We start from the raw sequence: 12,988 nt of genomic DNA, 5'->3' as shown, positions 1-12,988 counted from the left end.
CTTCTTACGATACAACTTTGATTGGAGATGATTCAAAATGAGTATGCAACATGCACAACTATTTGAAAAAATTCGTCCGGCAATTGATAGTAAGATTGCAGAGTTTAAGTATTATAAATATGATGCGATTTCCGCAGAAGAATTATGGCGTTATTGTGTAGAAAAAAAATGGCGCAAAAAAAATGTCGAGCAATTACGCTTATATGAAATTATCGCAACTATATTTGCAGTATCGCCTTCAGATATTGTATCATTCAATCAAGTAGAATTTTTACAAAGTGATGATTGGTTTGCAGAAATAAACACCGAGGAATTAAAATCGTTGCTTGGGCCATTAAAAACACAAGAAGAATATGTCGTTTCTGTAAAAGATTAATAAGAATACTACAGTGTTGAATTGACACCAAGCGCAACGTGTTTCATAATGAGTGTGTTGCGCTTTTTTACTTTGTACAAGCCATGTCGAAAAATAGGCTGTAAAAGATTGTAAGGGATTTTTCTTTCCCTACATAATTGTTCCGCTTACTATTCATAATGAAATGGAAGACGCATACGGAATTTGCGCGTTATTGAACGATTGAAATAAGTAAAGCAAACCTTTTGAAGCACAAGCTACATAATTCTAAAGGAAAAGGAGGAATACACGTTTCAAAAGGTATTGCTAGTATACTTGTTTGCAGTGTAAGGGATGCCCTTGCACCAATTCGAGGAGGATTTATAGATGAAATTAAGAAGTCGAATTGTTGCATTCGTGCTACTTTTGGTGCTATTTGCAGCTTCCATGGGTACGACTGTAGATGGCGTCTTAAAGGACATTAAGCTTGGTCTTGATTTACAAGGCGGGTTTGAGGTACTTTATGAGGTCAATGAATTAAAAGAAGGACAAAAAATCACACCAGAAGTTGTAACCGCAACGGCAACTGCTCTTGGTAACCGTGTCAATGCAATTGGGGTAAGTGAACCAAGCATTCAGGTTGAAGACAAAAACCGTATTCGTGTGCAATTAGCGGGGGTTGAAGACCAAGAATCTGCTCGTAAAATGCTATCTACTTCTGCGAATTTAACATTCCGTGATGTGGATGACAATTTACTACTAGATGGTGATGATTTAAAAGCTGATGGTGCAAAGGATTCCTTTGACCAACAAAACCGTCCAATCGTTTCGCTAACGTTAAAAGATGCGAAAAAATTTGCAGATATTACAAGTAAAATTGCTGCTAAACCACAAGGTCAAAACTTACTTGTTGTATGGCTAGACTTTGAAGAGGGTGTCGATTCTTATAAAGCAGAATCGCAAAAAGCGAAGCCTCGCTATGCATCTGCAGCAACAGTAAGTCAAACGTTAAATACAACAGATGTTATGATTAGCGGTAATTTTACAGTTGAAGAAACAAAAAATTTAGCAGGCATTTTAAATGCTGGTGCACTTCCTGTGAAACTTGATGAGATTTACTCTACATCAGTGGGCGCACAATTCGGTGACCAAGCATTGAAAAGTACAGTGTTTGCAGGTATTGTGGGCGTAATTGTTATTTTCCTATTTATGCTATTCTACTACCGTTTACCGGGCTTTATCTCAATCATTACACTTGCTATTTTTACATTCTTAGTTCTTCTTGTGTTCGACTGGATTAATGCCGTATTGACATTGCCAGGTATTGCAGCGATCGTGCTCGGAATAGGGATGGCCGTGGATGCGAATATTCTAGCGGCAGAACGTATTCGAGAAGAGCTTCGAGTAGGTTATTCTACTAAACAAGCCTTTCAAATTGGTTCTAAACAATCATTATCAGCGATTGTCGATGCACAGTTAACAACTTTATTAGCTGCAGCAGTACTGTTTTATTGGGGAACAAGCTCTGTTAAAGGATTTGCAACAACATTAATCATTAGTATTTTACTAAGCTTCCTAACGGCTGTGTGGGGTTCACGTGTACTACTAGGGTTACTTGTAAATAGTGGTTACTTCAATAATCCAGCATGGTTTGGTATTCCAAAATCGAAACAACATAATTTGGATGAAAAAATCAGCACATTAAATTTATCAACAAAATTTGATCGTTTCGACTTTGTACACAACCGTAAAAAGTTCTATACATTCTCGTTAGCTATTTTTGTAGCAGGGATTGTTGTACTTGGCATTTTCCGCTTAAATCTTGGTATTGACTTCTCAAGTGGTACACGAGCGCAAATAGAAGCAGATCAAACTTTAACGAAAGAAGAAGTTTCAAAATATGTGACTAGCATCGGTTTCCCATCTGATGATATTGTTCTTTCAGGTGAGAAAAATAACATGGCGGTTATCCGTTATAAAGATGACTTATCACAAAGTGAAATTATAAAATTCAAAAAGGTAGTTGGTGAGAAATATGGCCATGAGCCTGGAGTAAGTACAGTTTCTCCAACTATCGGTAAAGAGCTAGTGAAAAATGCTATTAAAGCATTATCACTTGCTGCACTTGGCATCATCATTTATGTAGCCATTCGATTTGAATGGCGTATGGGTGTAGGTGCGATTATGTCACTACTACATGATGTATTCTTAATTATTGCTGTCTTTAGCTTTATGCGCTTAGAAGTGGATATTACGTTTATTGCTGCCGTACTGACAATTGTTGGTTACTCTATTAACGATACAATTGTTACATTTGACCGGATGCGTGAAAACTTAGCGCAATATGATACAATTAAAGACCGTGAAGTATTAGCGAACATTGTTAATAAATCGTTGCGTCAAACGATGGGACGTTCGGTGAATACGGTGTTAACTGTAATTATCGTAGTCGTGTCACTCCTTATTTTCGGTGCACCATCTATTGAAACGTTCTCTATCGCATTGTTAATCGGTTTAATTACAGGTATGTATTCTTCTATCTGTATCGCAGCCCAAATCTGGTACTCATTAAAAGTACGTGAGATGAAAAAATCAGATGGTCAACTGCGTAAAAAAGAGAAAAAACAATGGGGAACAGACGAGCCTACTGTTTAATAAATACTTAAAAGAGCCCTCTCAACTGATGTTGAGAGGGCTCTTTTTAATGTTAGGATTAGTAGTTTTACTAAATCTTAATTATTGAAACTTTTGTTGAAAATATCAATGTATTTAATAATGGTACTTTATAGTGTCAATGATAAATTATTTCGTGCCTAATTAGTCCCGTGTACTGTGAATATTTATAAAAATATACTTCTTCTTTATATCTTTTGTATAGTAAAGGAAACTGTTCGTGTGGTTTGGTATATCTAATGTGTTTGTAATATACACTACCTCTTTCAGAAGAAACTGAGGAAAAAATTGCTGTTGCTATAGAAGCTAGAACACCTACTATTACATTTTTTGTAAGTATTGCGGCCAGTGCTCCTATTAGTGCAGCTTTAGTTAAGCCAGTAACATTAATCTGTCCATAGTTTGTAAATTCATAGACCCATGTTGAACCAATTCCAGCTCCTTGGTCAATTGATAAAGGGACTGGTCTATGGTTTTGTAAGAGTGGAGATTGAGAGTAATTGATTATAGTATCTTCTTTTTCAATTTCTGCAAATTGTTTTAAAGAATTTACTATTTCATCAGGTATTTTTTCACCGTTTAAAAGCATTTCATTTTTTATTGTGTCGTAAACAATGTTTTCAGTTATGTATCCGTCATCTACAATCACCGTTTTTATAGCGTTATTAATATTTATTGTGACATTGAAAATTTCATTATTTGCAGTGTCGGTTAAGATAAAGTTTTTATTGTTGGTTGATACTTCTGCTATTGCTAAGGGGGGAGAGAAATTAAAAAATACTAGTAGAATTAACAATGTGAGATTTAACAATTTTTTCATGATTATACTCCTTTCTTAATTAAAAAGACTATAAATATGATATAAAAATTATATATAATAAATACGATAAAATAAACCAAAAAGTGATTTTATAGGAGGAATTTTCGATGAAATTGCTGAAAATCGTATTAAGTTTATTGATTGTACTGGTGGGCTCTTTCTTTTTAAATACAACAGTAAAAGATGAATTCTTTAAAAATATTGTATTGGATATTTTTGGGGTTATGTTTTTGTTTGTCGGTCTGTTTTATCTCGTAAAAACAATGAAAGTGCCTCACAAATACAACAAGAAATAAGCTGCTTTTTAATCTTTTTATCAGAATTGGTTGACAATTATTGTAGGTTGGCATAGAATAAGGCTAACTTTTCGTTCGGTATATGGTAGAAGGTCTCGGGAGCGGGATCGACCTTAGAACAGATGAGCAGAGCATAGACGAGAATAGCTGAGAAATTGTTGAATAAGAGTAGTAGCATAAGTGTGCAATGTAGAGAGTCAGTGGTCGGTGTAAACTGATTTGTAGCTTATGTGAATGGACTTATGAGAGTTGCTATGTATAATAGCAAACGGATTCCCCACGTTATCGGGGGTGCTTCCATTCTGACGGTTGTTTTACACAACTGTTGATTAGGCGCATGCCTGTAAATCCTTCGCCTGAAACCACAGCGATTGATTTATTTTACGATAGGTAAATGGTTGAAGCACATAAGTGAGAGCTTTTTCGCTCTAATATGAGGTGGCAACGCGGTCATGATCGTCCTCTGTAATTAGGAATTTTCCTTTTTGCAGAGGGCTTTTTTGTTTTGTTTTGATGCTTTTCCCAACTCGTATATGCAAATTTATTTTAATAAAGGGGTTTTGTCGATATGCAAACAACCAGTTCAAGAACAAAGATGAAAACAATCAATGGGGATTCATTGACACCAATCTTAATTTTTAGACGCTTGCAAGGCACCCATAAATTTTTACTGGAGAGTTCAGCACAGCATGAAGGCGCAGGCCGTTATTCTTTTATCGGCGCTAATCCACGAAAAACCTATAAAGGTGTGGGCGATGTGATAGAGGAATATTCCTATAAAACAGGAAAAACGTATACACATAAAGGTGATCTTTTTGTACTGTTGAAGCGCTTGATGCCACGTATTTCTAATACAACCGAATTTCCCTTTTCAGGTGGTGCCATTGGTTATATTGGTAGTAATGCAACGAACATCGTTTTAAATCATCAAGGCATGTTAGAACTACCAGATGTTTATTTCCATGTCTATGAAACCATTATTGTTTTTGACCATCTAACGGATGAGGTGACTTGCATTCATACGAACATTGATGCTGAAAAAAAAGAGCCAAATTTAGAGGAGCTAGCTCAACAGTTGTTAACGGGCAATGAAGAGGAGGATACTACATGGAGTTATGATGGGTTAACAACGCTATCAGATCAAGAACTTGAATCCACTGTGACATCGTTAACTAAGACGTTAAGCGAAGAGCATACACGTGTTGTCCTGTCCAAACGCTTTATTGCTAATATTCAAGGAGATGCATTTGCGCTCTATCGCCAATTACGTAAAAAAACGCCTGCGCCGTATATGTATTTTGTCACTTTCGATGATCATATTGTGATGGGAACATCACCTGAAAGTTTAGTTCGAGTACAAGGTGAACACGTCATTGCGACGCCAACGGAAGGCTCTTGTGCACGAGGTGCAACAAACGTAGAAGATTTAGATAATGAACGTCAGCTATATGAAAATATTGAGGTAAGGAAATCACATGCAAGTCTTGTTACGGCTATACAACAAAAACTAGCCACTGTCTGTTTCCCTGATTCTATCAAGCTAGTTGAAACGATGAAAATTGAGCGGTCAAAGCAAGCAATGCATATGACATCACGTCTGGAGGGGCAGCGGTTACCGATGCTTCATGCAGTAGATGTATTGGCTGCTATGATGCCAACATTTACATCAATTAATATCCCAGAGGGGCAAATAAAAGAAAAAACAGCTCAAACAGCAGATGTTTTTGGTGGAGCTATTGGCTTTATAGGGTTTAATGGGCATTTAGATTTTTCATTAACAGGCAAATCCATTGTAGTGGAAAACGAAAGGCTGCATACACAATCCACTGTTATGGTAACTAAATATGCCAATGTCGGCAGTGTACTGACACAAGTAACAGCAGAACAACAGTTGTTTTTACAACATTTGGAAAATGAAAGTGAGGCTAAATGATGGACAGCATACAAAGAAAGGTACAGCAACGACAGCATTTAATGTATGAAGAAATGATTGAAGCTGCACAATGGATGTTCCAACAGGAAACGCCAAAAGATGCTATCGCCAAATTTTTAATAGACTTATCTGCAAAGGGTGAAACGGCACATGAAGTTGCAGCATTAGCCACTGTAATGCGTTCGTTTGCACTCCAAGTACCAGCAGCAGCTGGGGTTTATATGGATAACTGTGGTACAGGCGGAGACGGCTTAAATACATTTAATATTAGTACCGCATCAGCCTTTGTCTTGGCAGGAGCAGGCGTTAAAATGGCGAAGCACGGGAACCGCAAAATTTCTTCTGCATCAGGTAGTGCAGATGTGTTAGAGGCTTTAGGTATTCATACGAATATTTCCATTGAACAAACACTGACACTTTTAGAAACAGAAGGAATTGCCTTTTTATATGCTCCAAATGTCCATCCGAAATTGAAACGCATTGGGGAAGTACGACGTGCCTTAGGAAAGCCCACTATTTTTAATCTTGTTGGTCCGCTAACAAATCCTGTCCCATTAGCAACGCAATTTACGGGCATTAATCGTCCCAACTTTGTAATGGAATATGCTTCTGTTTTACAAATGTTAGGACGGGAGCGGGCGATTGTCGTTTCTGGTCCGAAAGGGTTAGATGAAGCATCACTTGCCGGTCAAAATACAGCCATCTTAGTAGATAAAGGTGACTTAATTCCATTTGCCTTAACAGCAGAAGATGTCGGGCTACACTATGCACCCCTAGAAGCGATACGCGGTGGCAATGCTGATGAAAATGCAACTATTATGCGTAAATTACTCGCTGGTGAACAAAGTGCCTATTTCGATACGGTATTGTTAAATGCCGCAATAGGTTTGTTCAGCCAAGGAACAGCACAAACCGTTCACGAAGGTGTTGAAATGGCAAAAGATAGTATTTTCAGCGGCCGTGCATTGCAGAAATTAGAGGCAGTTGTAGCCTTTAGTGAAAAAATAAAAGAAGTGGAGATTGGGCTATGAATATATTAACTAAAATAATTGAACAGAAGAAAATAGAAGTAGACGCATTGATTACACAGCCAGATCCATTAGCCAATTTCAACGAGATAAAACGTGACGCTCTTTTTGCAACGTTAAAGTCTGCTGATACTTTACAAGTCATCGCCGAAATGAAGCGCGCATCTCCATCCAAAGGTCTTATTGCAGAGGGCGCTAATCCAGTAAAACAGGCAAAAATTTATGCACAAGCTGGTGCAGCCGCCATTTCGGTTTTAACAGATAAAACGTTTTTTCAAGGTTCGTTTGAAGATTTAGCAGCCGTTGCGAAGGCGGTTCAAACGCCACTTCTGTGTAAAGACTTTATGATTGACCGTGTGCAAATTCGCTTTGCGAAGGCTGCTGGAGCATCAATCATTTTACTTATTGCTGCAGCACTTGACGATGCAATGTTACAAGATTTATATCGTTTCGCCACAAGTTTAGGTCTTGAAGTATTAGTTGAAGTGCACGATATTGAAGAGCTTGAACGAGCACTCGCTGTTGGGGCAAAACTAATAGGGGTTAATAACCGAGATTTGCGTACATTTGAAGTCGATTTAGAGCGAACACAGGAAATTGCAGAGGCTTTTCCATTTGGGGAGCAACGTGTGCTTATTAGCGAAAGCGGTATTTGGCATAGTGATGATGCCAAAAAGGTTGCAGCGATGGGGGCAAGTGCTGTTCTTGTAGGAGAATCATTAATGCGCAGTGACGATGCAGGTGTAGCACTTCAACAATTACAAGTAAATAAAGCAGGTGCATCACTATGACGAAAGTGAAAATTTGTGGTTTGAAAGAAGTCCAACATGTGCAAGCCGCAGTGCAGGCAGGTGCAGACGCCATCGGTTTTGTCTTTGCGCCAAGCAAACGTCAAGTAACCATTGAACAAGCGCAACAATTGGCCAAACATGTACCCGATGGAATAAAGAAAATTGGTGTCTTTGTCAATCCAACGCCTGAAGAATTACGTTCGGCAGTATTAACTGTGCCATTGGATTATGTCCAGTATCATGGTGAGGAATCTCCTGAGTTTATTATTCAACAAGGCTATCCATCAATTAAGGCTTTGTCTGTCCGTTGTGCAGAGGATGTGCAGGCGGCTACTAACTACGATGTGGATTATTACTTATTTGATGCACCAGGCACAGATTATAAAGGTGGTAGTGGACATACGTTTGATTGGACATTACTTGAAGCTGCTGGTATTCCACAACATAAGCTAATTTTAGCTGGTGGGTTAAAATTAGACAATATTCAAGAGGCACTGTCACTCGTATCACCTTTTATGGTAGATGTTTCAAGTGGTGTGGAAACAGAGGGTAGTAAGGATACAGCAAAAATAACAGCATTTCTACAAGCAGTAAAGAGGGGGAGAGTATAATGCATTCATTGGCAAATAGCGTACCAACAAAGGAAGGACGCTACGGAAAATTTGGTGGGCAGTATGTCCCGGAAACTTTAATGACAGCATTAATTGAATTAGAAGCGGCGTTTGATGAAGCGATGGCAGATCAGGCATTTACGAACGAGTTAGCTTATTATTTAAAGGAATATGTAGGACGTGAGACACCACTGTACTTTGCTGAAAATTTAACGAATGAGCTTGGCGGTGCCAAAATTTATTTAAAACGTGAAGATTTAAACCATACAGGCGCACATAAGATTAATAATGCGATTGGCCAAGCACTTCTTGCTAAGCGTATGGGAAAAAAGAAAATCGTCGCGGAAACAGGTGCAGGGCAACATGGTGTAGCGACAGCGACTGCTTGTGCTTTATTAAACTTGGAATGTGTAGTATTTATGGGTGCAGAAGATATTAAACGACAGCAATTAAATGTTTTCCGTATGGAGTTACTTGGCACAAAGGTCGAGTCTGTAGAGACGGGGTCAAAAACATTAAAAGATGCTGTCAATGCTGCACTACGTTACTGGGTGATGAATGTTGAAGATACACATTATATTTTAGGTTCCGCTCTAGGTCCACATCCATTCCCAAAAATTGTACGTGATTTCCAACGTATCATTGGTGTGGAGACTAGAACACAAATACTGGAAAAAGAAGGGCGTTTACCTGATGCGGTAGTCGCATGTATCGGCGGTGGTAGCAATGCGATTGGTATGTTCCATCCATTTGTAGATGATGAAGCGGTCGCATTATATGGTGTAGAAGCAGCTGGCAGTGGTATTGACACTGGAAAGCATGCAGCAGCTATTGCAGGTGGGCAGTTAGGTGTTCTGCACGGAGCGTATATGTATTTACTGCAAGATGACAATGGTTTTGTGCAGGAGGCTCATTCCATTTCGGCTGGGCTTGATTATCCTGGTAAGGGGCCTGAACATTGTTATTTGCATGATATTGGTCGAGCGAAATTTGATTCGATAACAGATACTGAGGCGCTCGAAGGTTTACAATTACTAAGTCGGACGGAAGGAATATTACCTGCATTAGAAAGTGCTCACGCCATTGCCTATACTGCAAAGCTTGCGCAAGAAATGGATGCAGATGATATTATTGTTGTTTGTTTATCGGGTCGCGGGGATAAGGATGTCCATACGGTACGTGCAGTACTTGGAGGTGAGCAATCATGACAACTTTACAACAGGCAATTGAACAAGTAAAAAATGCAGGGAATAAAGCTTTTGTGCCCTATATTATGGCGGGCGATGGAGGACTTAGTACAGTAAAGCCGACAATCTTGTCGCTACAAAAAATGGGGGTAACAGCGATTGAGGTCGGAATTCCTTTTACCGATCCAGTTGCAGACGGTCCTACTATTGAGATGGCTGGTGAGCGCGCATTAGCAGAAGGTGTAACATTGCGCAATGTTCTAGAGACACTGGCATCATTTCGTCAAGAAATTACAGTGCCATTAGTCGTGATGACTTATTTTAACCCTGTTTTAGCTTATGGCTTAGAGCAATTTGCTAGTGCTTGTGTGGCAGGGGGTGTCAAAGGATTAATCGTCCCTGACGTACCACTTGAAGAAAGTGCGATACTGCGTCAAACGTTAAATCCACATGGTGTGGACATTGTGCAGCTTGTATCATTAACAAGTCCACCAGAGCGAATTGCTCGTATTGCAGCGGCTAGTCAAGGCTTTGTCTATGCTGTAACGGTGAACGGCATTACAGGAGCACGTGCAAGTTTTGCGGATGATTTAGAAGGTCATTTTCAACGTTTGCGAGAGATGTGTCAAATACCAGTATTAGCGGGCTTTGGTATTTCAACACCACAACAAGTTGTGAGCATGGGGGCACTTGGGGACGGTGTCATCGTAGGGAGTACAATAGTAGAGGCTTTGCATAAAGGCAACGTTGCAAAGGTCGAAGCATTAGTCGCTGCCTCAAAAGGAACGATTGAGACGTCAACGCCTTTATAGCAAATTGTGCGAGAATTGTTTGCGTGCCTGGCACCGAGTCTACTCTTATTTAGAGTAGGCTTTTTTTATGGATGCCATGAGGATAAAACTAGTAAGCTAGTGAATAGTGCGTATATGCTTGATTTTCGGTATAATAGCTTTCGTGAGGAAGTGAGAAAAATGATTTTATCGAAAAAAAGATGGCAGGTCGAGCGTCCAGATGCCCAACTTGTCCAAACATTACAAAATGACTTACAACTTTCTGCTATTGCAGCGAAAATTTTAGCAGCACGAGGCTGTACAACATCAGCCGATGCAGAAAGTTTATTAAATATGACAGAAGCAAATATTCACGACCCATTTTTAATGCATGGTATGGCAGAAGCGGTAGCGCGTATTCAACAAGCGCTTGAAAATAACGAGAAAATATTAGTGTACGGAGACTATGACGCGGATGGTGTAACAAGTACGACAGTAATGCTCCATGTCTTACTAGACCTTGGCGCAGATGTGTCCTTTAAAATACCGAATCGCTTTTTACATGGCTATGGTCCGAGTGAAGCATTATTTCGTGAAGCCCATGAAGAGGGCATTCAATTAATTATAACAGTCGATAATGGTATCTCTGGGATTGAGCCAATCCGAGTGGCCAAAGAACTTGGAATGGATGTGATTGTCACAGATCACCATGAGCCTGGGGAGGAGTTACCACAGGCAGATATCATTTTACATCCGCGTGTACCTGAAGGACATTATCCGTTTGGTGAGCTGGCAGGTGTAGGCGTGGCGTTTAAATTAGCGCATGCCCTTTATGGCGAGCTGCCAACCCATTTATTTGAATTTGTAGCAATTGGTACGGTTGCAGATTTAGTTCCTTTAGTGGACGAAAATCGTTACCTTGTCAAACGGGGGATGGAGGAAATGCGTCGTTCCCTTAGTCCTTGGATACAGGCGATGTGTGAAGTGGCAAGTGCTGAGCAAGCCACGATTAATGAAGAAACAATTGGCTTTTACTTTGGACCGCGCTTAAATGCAGTTGGGCGTCTAGGTGAAGCATCGCCAGCTGTTGAGTTGCTTATGGCAGAGGATACAGCAAAGGCGACAGCATTAGCCAAACAGCTAAATGGATGTAATGCAGAACGCAAAGATATTGTGAAAAGTATTACCGATGAAGCGATTGCCTTCATTGAAGCAGATAAAAAAATTGGTGATTCTCTTGTGTTAGTTGTTGCGGGGGAAGGCTGGAATGCTGGTGTTGTAGGAATTGTCGCATCCAGACTTGTTGAACTTTATTATCGTCCAACAATTGTACTGTCACTAGATTTTGAGAAAGGGACAGCAAAAGGGTCTGCCCGTAGTATCGAAGGCTTCCATTTATACAATGAATTGGCGAAAAATAGAGATATTTTACCGCATTTTGGCGGACATCCGATGGCAGCGGGGATGACGTTACCGTTAGAACATGTGGATGAACTGCGCACACGCTTAGATGCGCAAGCAAGAGCATGTTTAACCGAAGAGCAATTAACGCCAGTTCTTGCTATTGATATACCACTTAAAATTGATGAGATTTCCGCAGATGCTATTGAAGAAATTGCCACGCTCGGTCCATTTGGCACTGATTTTCCAAAGCCAGTGTACGTGCTTGAAGATGTAGAAATTGCAACGATGCGAAAAATTGGCGCAGCAGAAAATCACATTAAAATGGAATTAACTGACGGTCTTGAAAAATTGGATAGTGTAGGATTTAACAAAGGTCATTTGTACCATGAGCTGACTTACGGCATTAAAGTGTCGTTTACTGGCGATCTTCAAATTAATGAATGGCAAGGACGCAAAAAGCCACAGTTTATGATTGAAGATGTTCAAACGACAGAGTGGCAATTATTTGATATTCGTGGTATTCGTCAAACATCTCGATGGTTACACACGGTACCAAAAGAGGAAGCAGTCTTTTTTGCGTTTCGTCTTGAGACAATCAGCTATTATCAATCATTGCTTGGTGTGCCAATTGAATTAGTGGATGTAGAGCTGTCCAATGTGGAACAAACAGATTATATTGTGTTGCTAGATTTACCGCACAATGTTCAATTATTAGAAAATGTGTTAAGCAAAACAGCACCTACACGTATTTATGCCCATTTCTATATGCCAGATTCCCAGTACTTTAATGGCATACCTACACGTGAGCAGTTTGCGTGGTACTATAAATTTTTAAAGCAACGTCCAGCATTTCCACTAGATATGCATTTACCGGATTTAGCGAAACATACTGGTTGGCCTTTAGAAGCATTAAAATTTATGACACAGGTGTTTTTTGAGCTTAATTTTGTTAAAATGGAGAGTGGACTGACGACTGTCAACATGAATGCACCGAAAACGGCATTAACGGAGGCACCGTCTTACAAACAACGTTCTGAACAGATTGAAATAGAGCAAAAACTTGTCTATGCGCCATATATAGAGTTAAAGCAATGGTTTGATGAACGATTAAATTTATATGCGAATACAGTTTCGTAGGAGG

At 39.5% G+C, this 12,988-nt stretch carries 11 protein-coding genes and 1 other annotated feature; of the genes, 10 read left to right on the top strand and 1 reads right to left on the bottom strand.

The features are described 5' to 3' along the window. Positions 1 to 37 precede the first annotated feature (37 nt). Together MKY08_RS15010 and secDF are read left to right on the top strand one after the other, a co-directional pair. On the top strand, positions 38 to 376 hold the full coding sequence (locus tag MKY08_RS15010) for a post-transcriptional regulator (protein ID WP_069513313.1): 339 nt from the start codon (positions 38 to 40) through the stop codon (positions 374 to 376). Positions 377 to 721: 345 nt separating this feature from the next. Further along, entirely contained in the window at positions 722 to 2,989 is a 2,268-nt protein-coding gene (secDF, locus tag MKY08_RS15005) for a protein translocase subunit SecDF (protein ID WP_069513314.1), read from the top strand. Positions 2,990 to 3,125: 136 nt separating this feature from the next. Here secDF and MKY08_RS15000 read toward each other — a convergent pair whose 3' ends face one another. Further along, the gene (locus tag MKY08_RS15000; RefSeq protein ID WP_069513315.1) at positions 3,126 to 3,827 is read right to left on the bottom strand and encodes a hypothetical protein; all 702 of its coding nucleotides are present in this window, start codon (positions 3,825 to 3,827) and stop codon (positions 3,126 to 3,128) included. A 107-nt stretch (positions 3,828 to 3,934) separates the two neighbouring features. Between MKY08_RS15000 and MKY08_RS14995 the strand changes: the two genes are divergently transcribed. The 8 genes from MKY08_RS14995 to recJ all read left to right on the top strand — a co-directional run bounded on the left by MKY08_RS14995 (position 3,935) and on the right by recJ (position 12,984). Continuing rightward, a complete protein-coding gene (locus tag MKY08_RS14995; RefSeq protein WP_069513316.1) occupies positions 3,935 to 4,123 on the top strand; it encodes a hypothetical protein in 189 nt (62 codons plus the stop codon). A 149-nt stretch (positions 4,124 to 4,272) separates the two neighbouring features. Continuing rightward, positions 4,273 to 4,590 (top strand) — a binding site (T-box leader). 101 nt (positions 4,591 to 4,691) lie between these two features. Next, positions 4,692 to 6,056, top strand: coding sequence for a chorismate-binding protein (locus tag MKY08_RS14990; protein ID WP_069513317.1), 1,365 nt, complete (start codon positions 4,692 to 4,694; stop codon positions 6,054 to 6,056). Further along, positions 6,056 to 7,087: an anthranilate phosphoribosyltransferase gene (gene trpD / locus MKY08_RS14985; RefSeq protein ID WP_069513318.1), complete on the top strand. Its 1,032-nt coding sequence runs from the start codon at positions 6,056 to 6,058 to the stop codon at positions 7,085 to 7,087. The genes MKY08_RS14990 and trpD overlap by 1 nt, the downstream gene beginning before the upstream one ends. Further along, positions 7,084 to 7,875, top strand: coding sequence for an indole-3-glycerol phosphate synthase TrpC (gene trpC / locus MKY08_RS14980; protein ID WP_069513319.1), 792 nt, complete (start codon positions 7,084 to 7,086; stop codon positions 7,873 to 7,875). Before trpD ends, trpC begins: the two co-directional genes overlap by 4 nt. Beyond that, a complete protein-coding gene (locus tag MKY08_RS14975) occupies positions 7,872 to 8,486 on the top strand; it encodes a phosphoribosylanthranilate isomerase (protein ID WP_069513320.1) in 615 nt (204 codons plus the stop codon). Before trpC ends, MKY08_RS14975 begins: the two co-directional genes overlap by 4 nt. Next, positions 8,486 to 9,694, top strand: coding sequence for a tryptophan synthase subunit beta (trpB, locus tag MKY08_RS14970; protein WP_069513321.1), 1,209 nt, complete (start codon positions 8,486 to 8,488; stop codon positions 9,692 to 9,694). Before MKY08_RS14975 ends, trpB begins: the two co-directional genes overlap by 1 nt. Further along, positions 9,691 to 10,485 carry a tryptophan synthase subunit alpha gene (gene trpA / locus MKY08_RS14965; protein ID WP_069513322.1) on the top strand — a complete coding sequence of 265 codons (795 nt, stop codon included), beginning with the start codon at positions 9,691 to 9,693 and terminating at the stop codon, positions 10,483 to 10,485. Before trpB ends, trpA begins: the two co-directional genes overlap by 4 nt. A 159-nt stretch (positions 10,486 to 10,644) precedes the next feature. Further along, entirely contained in the window at positions 10,645 to 12,984 is a 2,340-nt protein-coding gene (gene recJ, locus MKY08_RS14960; RefSeq protein WP_069513323.1) for a single-stranded-DNA-specific exonuclease RecJ, read from the top strand. Positions 12,985 to 12,988: the final 4 nt, after the last annotated feature.

It is taken from the genome of Lysinibacillus sp. FSL M8-0337 (genome assembly GCF_038593855.1).
Classification (GTDB): Bacteria; Bacillota; Bacilli; order Bacillales_A; family Planococcaceae; genus Lysinibacillus; species Lysinibacillus sphaericus_D.
Note: the sequence above shows the minus strand (reverse complement) of the source record. Positions and strands in the feature narration are given on the sequence as shown.